4 protein-coding genes are annotated in these 15895 nt (G+C 63.3%); 1 reads left to right on the top strand and 3 read right to left on the bottom strand.

Annotated features, from left to right (window positions below; translation table 11 throughout):
• Window positions 1-259: 259 nt before the first annotated feature.
• The 3 genes from B8446_RS06790 to B8446_RS06780 are packed head-to-tail and all read right to left on the bottom strand — an operon-like array spanning window position 260 to window position 6106.
• Window positions 260-2254: a hypothetical protein gene (locus B8446_RS06790; protein ID WP_048848579.1), complete on the bottom strand. Its 1995-nt coding sequence runs from the start codon at window positions 2252-2254 to the stop codon at window positions 260-262.
• Window position 2255: 1 nt separating this feature from the next.
• Window positions 2256-3644, bottom strand: coding sequence for an FkbM family methyltransferase (locus B8446_RS06785; RefSeq protein WP_048848577.1), 1389 nt, complete (start codon window positions 3642-3644; stop codon window positions 2256-2258).
• A gap of 32 nt (window positions 3645-3676) precedes the next feature.
• Window positions 3677-6106, bottom strand: coding sequence for a glycosyltransferase (locus B8446_RS06780; protein WP_048848575.1), 2430 nt, complete (start codon window positions 6104-6106; stop codon window positions 3677-3679).
• Between the two features lie 1110 nt (window positions 6107-7216).
• Between B8446_RS06780 and B8446_RS06775 the strand changes: the two genes are divergently transcribed.
• Entirely contained in the window at window positions 7217-15823 is an 8607-nt protein-coding gene (locus tag B8446_RS06775; protein ID WP_048848573.1) for a GH36-type glycosyl hydrolase domain-containing protein, read from the top strand.
• Window positions 15824-15895 lie beyond the last annotated feature (72 nt).

The raw sequence follows: 15895 nt of genomic DNA, 5'->3' as shown, positions 1-15895 counted from the left end.
GCTCGCCGGATGTGGCAACGCCGGGCATATATCCATGGGGCGGTGACAGGCCCACTCTGCCTGACATCCCCTGACGAACACAGCCTGTGCCGGGATATACATCAAACGCAACACCCTCGCCCGCCGCGCCGGCCGACCTGTGTCGGAAGACGCTAACCTGACCGACCGGGATGATGCCGACGAGGAAACTTCGCCTTTCCGAGGCAGAATACTGGATTTGAGGCATCGTCCGTATGCTGGCGGACGGTGCCTGCTGTGGTCACTCCGGGCGATGCACGTCGTCCCAGGCAACCGAGCGGACGAAGATGCCCAAGGGGCGCACATCATCCGAGCCGGGGAAGATGTCGTGCGGCGGTGTGGGGTTGCTGACGTCGATGAAGAGATTGATCGTCCCGTCGGGGGGAATGTCGCCATGAGGCACATGCAGCACGAGTTCGTGGGGCTTGCCATCCGGATACTGCCAGTGCCCGAGAGCACGCCGGTCATCCTCCAGGCTGAAACGAACAGGCGACGGCGTGCCTGCCGCGATCGCACTTGTATCGAGACGCACGACGATGTCGCCCCGGGGGCGGACGGCCGGACGGAAGCGCAGCACGGCCACGTTGCCGCGTGTCCATCTCCCGTTGCCTTCCGGATCGAACCAGCCGCTGGCCGCCATGCCGTCCGCGGTCGGGGCGGCTGGAGAAATCGCGATCCCGGCCGGAATGGCCGGCGGTGGCAGCATCGTGTGCTCGATGCAGGCACGCGGCCAGTCCGTTCCCCAGCAGGGCAGCGCCGGCAGAAGGATGATGCGACCGCGCCACGGTGCGCCGCGCACGTGAATGCCGTCTTCGAAACCGATGTCGAGACGCCCGGCCGGCCAGGGCCGCAGCGGCTGGAGCATCACGCCGCCCGGGATTGCAAAGGCCTTGAAGTCGGCAATGGGCGCGACGAGGTGCGATCCGATCGTGAGATGATGGGCACCGAAGTAGAACTGGTCGATCCGGCCGTCGGCGGGCACGGCGATGGCATCCATCACTCCCATGGGTGCGACATCGAGCGCCACTGCGGCGGGGCCGGTGACACGGCCCGTCGTGACAAGCGGCTCGGGCGTTGCCCGCCAGCACGTGAGCAGCGCAGCAAGCGGGACCAGCCAAAGGAGCGCGGCCGGACGACGCACGACATCCCTGATCAGGAACAGGCTGTAGAACCCAAGCAGGCCAAACGCCCACTTGAAATAGTGGATGTTGTGATAGTCCCACAGCCCGGGCGCATGCAGATCGCGATAGCTGAGATACAGCAGCGTCGAGCCCAGGATCGTGCCGCCCATGACCATGTCGCGCAGATGGCGGCCAGTCACGATCGCGCTCGCAAGACCGAGCAGCCCGGTGAGGACGAACGGCAGCGTCGCGATCATGCCCTGCCCGACCGGCAATGCGGGCTTGGGCGAAATCATCAGTTCCACCCAATGCAGGGGGATCAGCCGTGCTGCGAACCCGATCTGTGCCGAGCTCTGAACATAGGGGCTCTCATGAAGACCCCAGATTGCGAGATAAAGGCCGAATACCGGCAGGGCACCCACGATGACACCGCCGCCATACGTCAGGATCGAGCGCACGCAGGTGCGTCTGTCGATCCGCCGGAGCCCGGTCGCGACCAGCGCGCCGAGCCCCAAGGCAGCCAGGATCAGCGCGCCATCGATCGGTCGCCCGCTTCCGACCAGTGCTCCGAAGAACCCGCATCCGAATGCGGCAAGCGCACGCGGCCTCTGGAGCCATGACAGAAATGCGAGAAGCGCTGCCAGCGTCAGCGGCGTGGCAAGCGTGCTGGTCCAGGGCGTGACCCAGACGGCGCGGATCGGAGGCGGCACCAGTTCGCACAGCGCGAAGCAGACCGCACCGATCAGGCCCGCGCCCCGGAGATCCGGCGCCAGGCGGCTGCACAGTGCCGCCGTCAGAACCACCGATGCGATCAGGCAGCCCAGATTGAGCGGCAGGAACGGATCGGCGATACCGAGCCAGACAAACGGCGCAGCCAGCAGGGGATAGAGCGGCAGATACCAGTGACTGGCCGGAGCAAGGTCACCATGCGCGAAGGCCAGCGCCGAGCGCATGTAGTGTGTCTGGTCGTAGTTGTGCCACCAGCCGCTCGTCAGGACCGGTGCGACCGGGCGCTCGGGAGAAACCGACCACGCCCACAAGTAGAAGAGACCCACGCACGCGGAAAGAAATGCCATCGCCAGACGAGGGGCGACGGCGGCAACGCGTCCCTTCATTCTATCTGCCGCGACCCAGTGTCTTGAGTGCGACGCGTCCCGCCACGCGGAATGGACGGGTCACGCGCCATGATGTCGACTGGCGGATCGCATCCCACCATCCCTTCGCTTCGTCGCGCTCGGCCGTGACGTCCACAAGCGCGCTCTGAAGCGCGATGATTTCGCCCTGCAGGCCGGCCAGCACGGTCGCGTGACGGGCGCGTTCGAGTTCGTGGGTGGCCGTCAGATCCAGGCTGCTGTCCAGTGGGATTGCCGGCATGCTGCATTGTTCACGCAGGCGGATGATCTCCTCGCGCTCGCCGTGCGCCGCCTCGATTTCTGCCGCATAGAGATCGCAGCGGGCCTGTGTTGCGGCCAGGCTCGTGCGCAGGCTCCGGATGGTGTCGGCCTGCAGGAGTGCTTCGTTGCGGACCGCCTCGAGCGTCATCGTGCGCGTGGTGAGGTGATGGTTTTCGGCGAGCACGCCGTGATAGCGCGCATCCAGATCGGCAATTGCCCGCAGCGCGTCCTGATGCCCGGCGCCGATGTCCGCGATCCGCCGGGTCGCGGCGGCCAGCTGCTCATGCAGCGTGGAGAGTTCGTCGTCCTTGCGGGCGATCATGTGCCGCTCGTCCTCGGCGAACGTCGATGCGACCTTCAGGGAGTGATCGAGGTTTGCGGCGTGCTGCCGGAGTTCCTCGAGCTGATAGCTCTCGAAATTGTCGAACACATTGACCGGGACCTGGAAAGCATCCGCGCTTAGGCCGGAATCGGCATGCAGGTAGAAGTCATTGAGCCCGTCGAACCAGACGCGGCGATAGCCGTGACCAGCCAGATAGGCCTCGATGCCGGTCTCCCGACGTTCGGGCCGCTCGGGCAGCGTGCATTCGAGCAGGATCACGCGGGGGGTATACTGCGCCCAGTCGTTGCTGCGCAGGACCGGCTCTTCCCACCCCTCGACGTCGATCTTCAGGACGTCGATCCTGGCCGGAGCGTGGTTGGCCAGGATCCCCGCCAGCGTCCGGGTCGGGATCGTGATTTCGCGAACGGTCCAGCCGTCGACGCGGCAACGCTCGGCCTCGGCCTTGTCCAGGGTCGACAGGCCCGTTCCTTCCACGACGAAGTAAGGCTGCCGCCCCTCTTCCGCATCGACCGCGACCTCGAGCGTCACGTCGCGCGGACGCTGCTCCGCATAGAGACTTGCCAGAGCCGGATTGGGCTCGATGTTGATCCCGTGCCAGCCGCGCTCGTAAAGGGCGCGGCAGTCGTTCTCCATCTTCGGATCGGCGGCGCCGACATCGACGTAGAACCCGTCCGGCTGGTCGCGAAACAGGCGGTTGAGAAGCACGTCCTCGAAATTGCGGCTGTAGGAGATGAAGACGGGGGGCGTGTTGTCAGACGGCTTGTTCATGAGCGTCTCTCCTTGCGGGATGGGCTCCTGGGTCACGACAGAAGACCAAGCGCTGTGAACCGGGCGAGCTGACGCTCCCGGACGGCGCGTTCGCTGTGATGTTCATCGATGAAGCGCCTGGCGGCAGCGGCACGTTCGGCAGCGTCCGCCGGGTTTCGGAGAACTTCCTGCATCTGCCACGCCGCGTGAACGACGTCAGGGTCTGCCCAGCGCTGGCCCTGCGCCATGGGATACTCGTTCTCGCCAACCGGGATCATGGTGAAGGAAACCGGATATCCTGTCCTGCTGGTCAGAAGGTCGGTCGTGGCTGCGTAATCCGTTGCGATCACAGGTTTGCCCAGCGCCATCCCCTCGGCCACCAGCAACCCAAGCCCCTCGCAGCGATGCAGCGAGACCAGACAGTCGCAGGCCGCCATCAGGCCGAGCGTATCCGCCCGGCTGAGGACACGATCGATCATGACGATGTCCGGGTCGGCCTCGATCAGCGCTCGCAATGCCGCCTGCTTCCCGGACACCTGCGCGCCGTTCAATGTCTTGATGACCAGCGTCATCCGGCGCTCCGGCATGGCACGCCTGGCCGCTTGGAAGGCCGCAATCACGCCTTCGGGATTCTTGCGTTCGATGAAGGAAAGGAAGTCGAACGAGTTGTAGAACAGGAACGAATCCGCGGGCAGACCGAACCGTTCGCGAATGCCGGTCGTATCGGGGGCTTCGAGCGTGAGCGCCACAGGCATGTGCACCACCGGGCGGTCGACGCGCCCGGCCAGCATGCGCTGGATCCATCGGCTCTGGGCCCAGATTTCGTCCACCTGATCGAACGCACCGAGCCATGCTTCGGGAAACTCTTCCAGCTCCCAGGCCGGCATGCTGATCCGGTAGCCGGACACAAGTCGGGGCGCCAGATCGGCCAGCACCAGCGGCAGCTGGTCGGCATTGATGTTGGCGAACAGCTGGATCCGCCCCCGGATCGGCTCGACCAGATAGGCATCGTGCCCGTGTTCGGATCGATCCGACACGACGCCGAACGCCACATCCGCGCCTTCAACCTGCAACGGACTGTTGACCAGCGTCGAGAGCGTATGGCGCGCGACCATGCCGACCCCGCTGACCGTGCGGAGATAGCCGACGACCGTGACGTCCGGTCGTGCGGCAGGCTCCGGCACGGGCCGGATCTGGGGCACGCGTTCGCCCAGGCGACGTGCCACCGGTTCGATCAGGCGCGGGTCGATCCCCTGCTCGTGGGAGAAGTGGCGCAGATACCACAGCGTGAGCCCAAGCACGTCCTCCAGCCGGCGCGGGTCCCGGAACAGGCGCTGGTTCGGGAAGTGCTGGTGCAGGAATGCCTGGAAGTTGGTGAAGACGAGCGATGGCCGGTCGCGATTGGCGCCGGGCGCGGCCCGATGCAGATGGGCCTCGAACGTCCGGAACGGGTCGGTCGGCCAGTCGGGGGCCGTCTCACGGAACATCTGCCGCACGAGCGGCGGGATCGGCACGTCGGATGCGAACCGGCCATATGCATAGGCCCCGCCCGGTATCTGGCCGTGACCGTGCGCTTTCAGCAGTCGCGCATAATGATCGAGCAGCTCCGCGAGCGGGCCGCTGTGAGTCCCGCGGAAATTGCGGCTGTGCTTGCTCAGCACATGGGGACGGCGGGGGTCGTAGCCGCTGAAATGGAAGAAGATCAGCGGCAGGTCGTTTGCAAACCATCCGTCCGCGGACTTCTCAAGCCGGGCCTGCCCGAGATTCCAGTAGGCCAGATTGAGGCCCGGATGATGAAGAATACGCGCGTTCGGCGCGAACCCCGGGATGAGGTCCATGAACTTCTGATCGACGAAGATGCCCTTGTCCTGGGCATTGATGCAGTGCCGATAGAGCCGGCGCTGCCACCAGTAGATCAGCGGCAGGCTTTCCGTTCGCGCCGAGACGCCGAGGAAGCCGAGATTGTACACGCCGGCGCGCATGATCGCGACGTCGTCAGGATCGGCATCGCCCTCGGCAGGCTGCCGCAGATGCGGGGTCAGCACGAACGAGGCGCCCGTGTCGAAGGCTTCGAGGACGGGCTCGAGCGGGGCGAGAAGCAGGATGTCGGGGTCGAAGTAGAGAACGCGCTCGAAGCCCAGCGCGGTCATGAGATGACCGAACATGAACGGCTTGAGTGCCGTATTGAACTCCATGATGTCATAGGAGAACGCGAAGCTCTCGAATGCCGGGATACCCAGGGCATCGGCCGGGATGATCTCGAATGGGCCATCATAAAGGCCCGGCATCGGATCGGGACGGTCCGCCAGGCAGACAAACAGCGCCATGTCGGGGTGCCGGGCCCGGACGGACTCCAGCAGGACGCGGGCACCCGGCAGGTAATTGTTGGAGCAGATCGTGAACAGCGCGGTGCGCGGGCGGGAATTGCCTGGCGTCGCGTCCGAACCGGCGGACGCAGACGGAAGATCGGCCGTGACAGTCATAGGCTACCTGATTGGAAACCGGCACGCAGACATTGCGGCCGGTCTGGCGGACGATGATAGAGGGCCGTGGAACGACCGGCCCATAGTGCATGCCCGTCCTCCCGCCATGGCGCAAGTCTTTCGCACCGCTTTCAAAATCACGTCCCGGATCCCCGGTCGGGATGCCGTTGGGGATGATCTGCGGAACGAGGAAGGGTCAGCCGGAAGCGACAGGAGCGTCCACTCGACAGCGCTTCCGCCCGCGAAAGCGTCGTCCACATATCGCGGCAAAAAAGCGCCGATCGCTGGCCCTTGCTGGATAGCGCCGGAAATTTCCGGGTCCATGTCCCTGGATCGTCTCTTGCACGTGGCAAGTGCCATCCTAAAGCGCCCTCTTAGCCGAGATGCGATCGGGCATGGGCACGGCCAATGGTCTTCTTCGGCTTCAAAAGCAAACGGACACCAGTGAGGTCGCTGACCATCTAGGCTGCCTACGTTCGGCATCCCTGACCATAGGCCTTGCGCACTTGTGCGATGACTGCGCGTCCTGACTCCGGCGCAGGACCAGCGCCGATCAGAAAACCGGTGATGCTCGGGCTTCGCACCCTGCCCAGCTGACCAGGCTTCGACCAGGCGCCGGCCATTCCCGTCAGGAGAAGCCTGTTTTTCCAGTACCATCTGACTTGCCCATCTTACGGATGAGCAAGTTGGCCTCATGTTCTGGCAGCCTCGCGTTACATGAAAATACCGCAGGAACATAACCTAGAAGGGAACGTTTACATCACCTCGGCGAGCAGATCTTTGTGATGCGTCGTTTCGTTGTTTGTAAAGATTGTCAAAGCATCTCGGTTTCCTGAGAAAACGGAGCGGAAACGTGACGGCAATTTCGCAACGATATCCCGCCGACGCCGGACCGGGCAGTCGTGGCCTGCGGAAGCGCAGAAGCTTCGTATCACCTTCGATGAAACGGCCACGATGGGACGCTCACCCGAGACATTTACAGGCAGAACCTCGGGGATGAGCCGGGCACAGCCAATCTAGCTGCGTTACACGCTTTCGACACCGGTTTCTTTCGCTCGTCCAAGCCTGTTCCGTCAGCAAGCGTTTCGACGCGGTCACTGGAGCAGAACGATGGGTGGATATGCTGCTTTTCTGACGAAAGCCAATCGCGCATCCCGGACTTCGCATCATGGCTGGGTAGCCAGTATTTCCGGCCGTCTGCAGAAGGACACGCCAGACCTCGCGTGGCAGAACGACGAGAGCCTGGTCAAAAGCGAGATTTTCGGCATGGAACGGCTCGAGGCACATGCCAGAAGCCTTGCCGCCGCCCAGACTCTTGCCGTTCCAACCGGACGGCACAATCGCCCGCTATCAAAACGGCTTTCAAACAACCGGGCCTTTCTTCGGAACGCCGATGCGCGAATTTCCGAAGCGATCGCTCTCGGGTCCACCCTGACCCCTGCGGCGCAGTGGCTTGCGGACAACTACACGCTCATCGACATGCAGATCAGGGAGACCGATCTCGATCTGCCACCGCGTTTTTACGCGCGTCTGCCCAAGCTGGCCGACGGGCCTTTCTCCGGCCTGCCGCGGGTCTTCGGCGTGGCGTGGGCCTACATCGCTCATACGGACAGCCATGTGCTGCCCGAGACCCTGTATAATTACCTTCTCGCCTATCAGAGTGTGGTTCCGCTGGGTGTCGGTGAACTCTGGGCCGTGTCGATCACGTTGCGGATCGTCCTGATCGAAAATCTTCGCCGCGTCGTAGGCGGCATCATGAGACACAACGCAAGCAAGGACAACGCCGACAGGCTGGCCGACGAACTCGGCCTCCATCGCAAGGATACACCGGGCGCGATTTCCGGTCTTCTGGAGACGATCGATCCCGACATCTTCGATCATGCATTCGCGGCCCAGCTTTCTCATCGCCTGCGGGGTCTCGATCCGGAAAAGGATCCGGCTCTCGTCTGGCTCGAACAGCGGCTCGTCGATCACGGCGCCACGATCGAAAGCGCGGTTCGCGCCGACCTGCAGGAACAGGGCGCATTCAACGCAACAATCCGGAACATCATCACCAGCCTGCGCCTGATCGGAAGCCTCGACTGGACGGAAGCATTCGACCGGGTCTGCCCCATCAATCTGGTCCTGGCGGAATTCGAGAGCTTCACACAGGCGACTTTTGCGAGCCGGGACCTTTACTACAAGGCCGTCGAAGAGCTCGCCTATGGAAGCACATTCAGCGAGATGACCGTGGCAGAACTGGCGGTCACGATGGCGCATACCGCGAAGGCTGACGCGTCTTCGGACGCCCGCCGAACGGATCCGGGCTACTACCTGCTGATGGCCGGCCGCGCCGAACTGGAGATGGTGATCGGATATCGGCTCCCGTGGCGCCATATGGCCGGCCGCCATCTCCGCGCGGCTGGGATTGCGGGCTACTGTGCCGCAGTCATTGTCCTGACGATGCTGTTTCTTGGCATCACGACGGCGATGAGCTGGCAACACCCGTCTGCCGGGCTGCTGATCCTGGTCATCGTGCTGGCCAGCATTCCGTTGTCGGATGCCGCGGTCGCCCTCGTCAATCGAATGGCACTGAAGACATTTCATGCGACGATGCTGCCGGGGTTCGCATTTCGCGACGGGATCCCTGACCATCTGCGGACCATGGTGGTCATACCGGCCCTGCTGACCACCAGGGACACGATCGACGACCTCGTCGCACGACTGGAGCTGCATCACCTCTCCACGCGCGAAGACGCTGTGCACTTCGCCTTGCTGACGGACTGGACGGACCATAATGGTCCCAATGCGCCAGCAGATGACACCCTGCTGGATCTGGCAAAGCAGGGTGTGGCCAGACTGAATTCCAAATACGGGCCGGCGCCGGGCGGCGTGCGCTTTCATCTCCTTCATCGATCCCGCGTCTGGTCCGAAAGCGAGCGGGTCTGGATGGGATGGGAGCGCAAGCGCGGCAAGCTCCACGAATTCAACCGCCTGTTGCGCGGGGCGAGCGACACGACGTTTCTGACGCCGGATCATCCCCTGCCCGCTAGCGTGCAATACGTCGTCACCCTCGATGCCGATACGCGCCTGCCGCTGGAGACGATCCACCGCCTGATAGGAAAGATGTCCCATCCGCTGAATGCTCCTGTCTTCGATCAGGCAAGCAGCCGCGTCTGCGAGGGATATGCGATCCTGCAGCCCCGCGTTACGCCATCGCTGCCGATCGGCCATGAGAGCACGTTGTTTCAACGCGTCTTCGCCAGCATCCGCGGCATCGATGGCTATTCCGCAGCCGTATCCGATCTCTATCAGGACATGTTCGGAGAGGGGTCCTACGCCGGCAAGGGCATCTATCACGTTGATGCGTTCGAGGCAGCCCTGTCCGGCCGCGTCCCGGACTCCACCCTTCTCAGCCACGACCTCTTCGAAGGCATCTTCGCCCGCGCGGGCCTCGTGACGGATATCGAGGTCGTCGAGGAATTTCCGGGCGATTATCTCGTTGCCGCCCAGAGGGGCCATCGCTGGACACGGGGTGACTGGCAGCTTCTGCCGTGGCTTGTCGGAGGGCTGTTTCGTCGTGATCCCACACCGCGCGAGCGGTTTTCGGGCATTGCACAGTGGAAGATGCTGGACAACCTGCGGCGCACGCTCTGCCCGCCCCTGCGCCTTCTGGCCCTTCTTGCCACGTGGCTGCTGCCGTTCCATGCAGCAGTCGTCTGGACGATTGCCGTCCTGCTCGCCATGAGCGTGCCGACTTTCCTGCCTGTTCTGCCGGAGCTCCTGCCGCGGCGGGACTGGATCACGTGGAACAGCTACCTGCGTGGCCTCAGTGCCGTGGCGCGCGAGGCGGCGATCATGACGTCTCTCAACATCGTCTTCATGGTGCATCAGGCGCATCTCATGGCCGATGCGATCTGGCGCACCCTGGTGCGCGTCTTTCTGACACGACAACACATGCTGCAATGGGTGCCGGCGGCGCAGATCCAGGGACCGCGCCGATCGACGCTTGCCGGATACTATTTCCGAATGGCGGCCGTCCCCGTGCTGGTCGTGGCGATCATCGTGATCGTTGCCATCAATGCGCCCGAAAACCTGCTTCCCTGCGGGATGCTTTCGCTGCCATGGCTCCTGTCGCCCGCGCTGGCCATGTGGGCGAGCCGCACGCCGGTCATCGCTGCCCGCACCAGGCCGTCGCGCACCGATATCCGAACCCTTCGCATGACGGCCCGCCGCACGTGGCGCTTCTTCGAAACATTCGTGACGCCGGAGGACCATATGCTTCCTCCGGACAATTTCCAGGAGGAACCGGCCCCGGTTCTGGCACATCGCACCTCGCCCACGAATATCGGCCTGTATCTGCTCTGCGCCGCCAGTGCGCACGATTTCGGGTGGGCCGGTCTTGTCGACACGGTGCAGCGCCTGGAAGAGACCTTTGCGACGCTCGAACGCATGCCGCGCTACAGGGGGCATTTCTACAACTGGTATGCCACCGACGATCTGAAGCCGCTCGATCCCGTCTACATTTCGAGCGTCGACAGCGGCAACCTTGCCGGCCACCTGATCGCCCTGTCCAGAGCCTGTCAGGACTGGTCTGCCGAGCCGCAGCAGACCGGGGAATGGCGCGAAGGCGCTGTCGATGCGCTGAACATCGCCATGACGAACCTGACGTTTCAGAACGGCGTGCGACTGCCGAACGACGGATCCGGGCGGCGCCTTCTCCGGCTGCTTGCGGCACTGAAAGGCGCGATCATGTCGACGCCCGACGATGCGTTGCCCCCGGCGCTCGAGGATTTGTGCCGAAAGGCCAGGACCGTCGAAGATTTTGTAACTGTTTCGGATGCGGCGCATCACTCCGACAGTGCAAAGGCACGTGCTTCCGACCGCCTCTTCTGGATCTTGGCCCCGCGCCGGACAATCGAAAGCCGCATCCGCGATCTCGATCCGCAACTGCATTCAACCCTCGCCGAGCGCTTCGCAGTCCTGGCACGGAAGGCCGCAGCGATGGCGCATGAGATGGACTTCCGGTTTCTCTGCAACCAGTCCCGCCACCTGCTTTCCATCGGTTATGTCGTTTCCGAGGATGCATGCGACGTCAGTTGCTATGACCTGCTCGCGTCCGAAGCACGGCTTGCAGTTTTCTTCGCCATTGCCAAGGGAGACATGACCGCACGCGACTGGTTCAAACTCGGCCGCACCATGACGCCCGCCGGCAATGGGGCAGCACTGATTTCATGGTCGGGCTCCATGTTCGAATATCTGATGCCCTCGCTCGTGATGCGCGCGCCGATCGGCAGCCTGCTGGAGCAGACGAACGCCCTGATCGTCGAGCGCCAGATCGCTTATGGGCAGGCGCATCATCGTCCATGGGGCGTTTCGGAATCCGCATACAATCTGCGTGATCTGGACTACACCTATCAGTATTCGAATTTCGGCGTCCCCGGGCTTGGTCTCAAGCGTGGTCTGGGTCTCAATCTGGTGATCGCCCCTTACGCGACGCTTCTCGCCGCGATGGTCGACCCTCAGCAGGCTGTTGCCAACCTGACCCGGCTGGAACGGACCGGGGCCCTGGGTCACTTCGGCTTCTACGAAGCTCTCGATTTCACGCGGGAGCGTATCCCCGATGGAAGCGATGTCGCGATCGTGCGCGCCTACATGGCTCATCATCAGGGCATGTCGATCCTGGCTGCAGCCGATGCGGTCATGAACGGCATCATGCGTGCACGTTTTCACGACGACCCCGTCATCGCATCCGCCGAGTTGCTGCTGCAGGAACGCGCACCACGTGCGGGCGCGGTCGCACGCCCTCTGCCTTCTGAAAGCGAGAGCCGACCTCAAGCGGTCTATCCCACGACCGCACCCGCAGGTCGCTTCCTGAACAGCGCGGACACACCGGAACCGGTGACACATCTCCTGTCCAACGGGCGCTACTCGGTCATGCTGACGGCGGCCGGATCCGGATACAGCCGCTGGAACGGACAGGCCGTCACGCGGTGGCGGGAAGATCTTACCCGAGACGATCACGGATCATATCTGTTTATGAAAAACCGCCGGACGGGCAGCATCTGGTCCGCAGGACTTCAACCGTGCGACAAGCGTCCGGACACATATGGCGTGGCGTTTCATGAAGACCGCGCTGATTTCGTCCGTCAGGATGATGCAATTATCACGACGCTCGAAATTCGCGTGTCCGCGGAAGACGATGCCGAAGTCCGCGTGGTATCGCTCCTGAATACAGGCAGTGAAGCTGCGGAGCTCGACGTAACCTCTTATATCGAGCTGGCTTTGCTGGCCCAGAACGCCGACCTGGCTCATCCTGCGTTCACCAAGCTCTTCGTTCAGACGGAATATATGCCGCAGGCACGGGCCCTGATCGCGACGCGCCGGAAGCGCATGTCGGACGAGCCGGAAATCTGGGCCGCCCATCTGATCGTGACCCCCGGTCCGATCGAGATCGAAACCGACCGTGCCCGCTTCATCGGCCGCGGCCGGGACCTGAGCCGCGCACTGACCATTACGGACGACACCGCACTGTCAGGCTCGACGGGCACGGTTCTCGATCCCATCTTCTCGATCCGCACGCGCATTTCAGTCCGCGCCGGAAGCACGGTGCATGTTGCATTCTGGACGATGACAGCCAGCAGCCGCGCGGCATTGTTGGACATGATCGACACGCACGCGGACCAGGCGGCTCTCGAACGAGTCCGGACGCTTTCGTGGACCCAGGCGCAAGTGCAGTTGCGACATCTCGATATCATGCCTCCAACAGCCGAGCTTTTTCAGCGTCTGGCATCGCACATCCTGTACGCAGGCCCGTCGCTTCGCCGCGAATCCGGCGCCATGAGCAGGGGAGCCGGGGCGCAGTCGCTTCTCTGGGAACAGGGGATATCCGGAGATCTTCCGATTCTTGTCCTCCGCGTCGGCAAGAATTCCAACATGGATACCGTCCGCACGCTTCTGCTTGCCCATGAGTATTTCCGGCTGAAGCTCCTGGCGGCCGATTTCGTCATCCTGAATGAACAGCCGACCTCCTATCTGCAGGAGCTGCAGACGTCGCTGGAACAGATGATTCATGCCGTGCCTCGCGCTGGCGAGGCAGCAGGCGCCGTGCGTGTCCTGCGCACCGACCTGGTATCATCCGCAGCCAGAAGCATGATCCTGTCGACGGCGCGTGTCGTGTTGACGGCCGACCAAAGCCTGCTGCAGCAACTCGATCAGGCGGAGCGGTCGGACATGCATCCTCCGGTATCGCCCGCACCGAGGGTCGATCATCCTGCTTCCGCTTTTGCCCTACCCGCCATGCAGGACCTCGAGTTTTTCAATGGTCACGGCGGATTTGCGGACGATGGCGCAGAATACGTGGTGGTTCTTCGCCCCGGCCAGACCACGCCGGCACCCTGGGTCAACGTCATTGCAAACGATACGTTCGGGTTTCAGGTCTCCGCCGACGGCAGCGGCTATACATGGTCGGGCAACAGCCGCGATCATCAGATCACGCCATGGTCGAACGACCCGGTCTGCGATCGCGCAGGCGAAGTCTTTTATTTGCGGGACGAAAACACGGGCACTCTCTGGTGTCCTGCCGCTGCTGTTCGACGGGATCGCAACGCGACCTACGTGACGCACCATGGGCGGGGATATTCGCGACAGGAGCGCGTTGCGCATGGCATCGCGAGCACATTGCTCCAGTACGTGCCGCCTGCCGATCCGATCAAGATCACCCGTCTTGCGCTTCACAACCACTCCAGCCAGCCACGGACCCTGTCCGTCACGGCTTATGTGGAATGGGTCCTGGGAGCGGCCCGGGGATCGACCGCGCCGTTCACCGTCACCGAACTCGACGAGGAAACGGGAACGCTGTTTGCGCGGAACAGCTGGGATGCGACCTACGGCGGATGCGTCGCCTTTGCCGATATCGGCGGCTATCTCACGGCCGTCTCCGGCGACCGCACCCACTTCCTGGGGCGTAATGGCACGACGGAGAATCCCGCAGCCTTTTCCCGGCCCGATGGCGTGAAAGGACAGACCGGGGCCGGCCTCGATCCATGCGGCGTGCTTCAGACGATCGTCACGCTTCCGCCGGGTGGAAAGGTGGAGGTCCTGTTTCTGCTTGGCGAAGGTGCGTCCGCCGATGCTGCCCGCGCCCTTGTCGCGCGCTATCGCACCATCGACCTTGATGCGGTGCTGAACACCGTTCAGGAACACTGGCGCCATGTGACCGACATGATCCAGGTCCGGACACCTGATCGCAGCATGGATCTCATGCTCAACGGCTGGCTGCTGTATCAGACACTTTCCAGCAGGGTCCAGGCACGGGCCGGTTTTTATCAGGCCAGCGGCGCTTACGGCTTTCGGGATCAGCTGCAGGACGGAATGGCGCTCGCACTGTCATGTCCCGAACGTGTCCGCGGCCATCTGCTCCGCGCTGCAGGTCAGCAGTTCATCGAAGGCGACGTACAGCATTGGTGGCTGCCCCAGACCGGTGCCGGAGTCCGCACACATATCTCTGACGACCGCGCGTGGCTTGCATATGCAGTCGCGCACTACATCACGACAACGGGCGATGCCGGGATACTCGATGAAGTCGTGAACTTCCTCGAAGCCCCTGCCCTGCCAATCAGTGAGCACGATCGCTTCGCGATACCCGCCACCTCTGTAGAGACAGGGTCCCTGTTCGAACATTGCGCACGCGCGCTCGATCACAGCATGGCAGTGGGCGCCCATGGATTGCCGCTCATGGGAACGGGCGACTGGAACGACGGCATGAACCGTGTCGGTGAACAGGGGCGCGGCGAGAGCATCTGGCTGGGCTGGTTTCTGCATGCTGCACTCCACGCATTCATCCCGCTTGCGCAGGCGCGCCGCGAGAGCGCGCGTGCCCGGGCGTGGCAGGATCACGCGAGCGCTCTGGTGACCGCACTGGAAACGACATGGGATGGAGACTGGTATCTTCGGGCCTATTTCGATGGCGGAACGCCGCTTGGGTCCCGGCTCGATACCGAATGCCAGATCGATGCCATCGCGCAGTCATGGGCCGTCCTGTCGAAGGCAGCCTCGCCGGAGCGCGCGGAACATGCCATGCGCTCCGTGCTTGCACGCCTGAGCCGCCCGAAGGACAAGCTTGTGCTGGTCCTATCGCCCCCGTTTGATACGGCAAGTCCTGACCCGGGTTATATACGTGGGTATCCTCCCGGGATACGCGAGAATGGCGGCCAGTACACTCATGCCGCACTCTGGACGGTCATGGCCGTTGCATCTTTGGGTGACGGCGATCGGGCGCAGGCATTGTTTCACACCCTTAATCCGGTCAATCACGCGCGGACTCCGGAAGAAGTCGCCCGCTATCATCTGGAACCCTATGTGGTCGCGGCTGACATTTATTCGACAGAGCCACATGTCGGTCGAGGTGGCTGGTCGTGGTACACCGGCTCGGCAGGCTGGATGCAGCGCGTGGGCACGGAATTCATCCTGGGCATTCAGATTCGGGGCGACAGCCTGCTCATCGATCCCTGCATCCCCCGCGGCTGGCCAGACTTCGAGGCAACGATCCGCTGGCGTCGCACCAGCTATCATGTCTCGGTTTTCAATCCCATGCACGTCTGCCGTGGCGTCAGCCAGATCAAGCTCGATGGGAACGCCCTGTCCGTTACGAACATCGTCAACCTTGTCGATGATGGCGGCCGGCATGAGGTGGACGTTCAACTCGGAGGACGCTTGCAAGCGGCTGCGGCCCTCTAAGAGTACTCTGGCAAAGCGCAGAAATTTCGGGGCTGGAGTATCGACACCCATTGGACCCCGGAAGGTCGAGAT

The organism is Tanticharoenia sakaeratensis NBRC 103193, assembly GCF_000963885.1.
In the GTDB taxonomy this organism is placed as follows: Bacteria; Pseudomonadota; Alphaproteobacteria; order Acetobacterales; family Acetobacteraceae; genus Tanticharoenia; species Tanticharoenia sakaeratensis.
This window is presented reverse-complemented; position numbering and strand designations above follow the sequence as displayed.

Coding starts and splice junctions, on each gene's coding strand:
- B8446_RS06790 (WP_048848579.1), bottom strand. CDS start 2,254: ATGAAGGGACGCGTTGCCGCCGTCGCCCCTCGTCTGGCGATGGCATTT.
- B8446_RS06785 (WP_048848577.1), bottom strand. CDS start 3,644: ATGAACAAGCCGTCTGACAACACGCCCCCCGTCTTCATCTCCTACAGC.
- B8446_RS06780 (WP_048848575.1), bottom strand. CDS start 6,106: ATGACTGTCACGGCCGATCTTCCGTCTGCGTCCGCCGGTTCGGACGCG.
- B8446_RS06775 (WP_048848573.1), top strand. CDS start 7,217: ATGGGTGGATATGCTGCTTTTCTGACGAAAGCCAATCGCGCATCCCGG.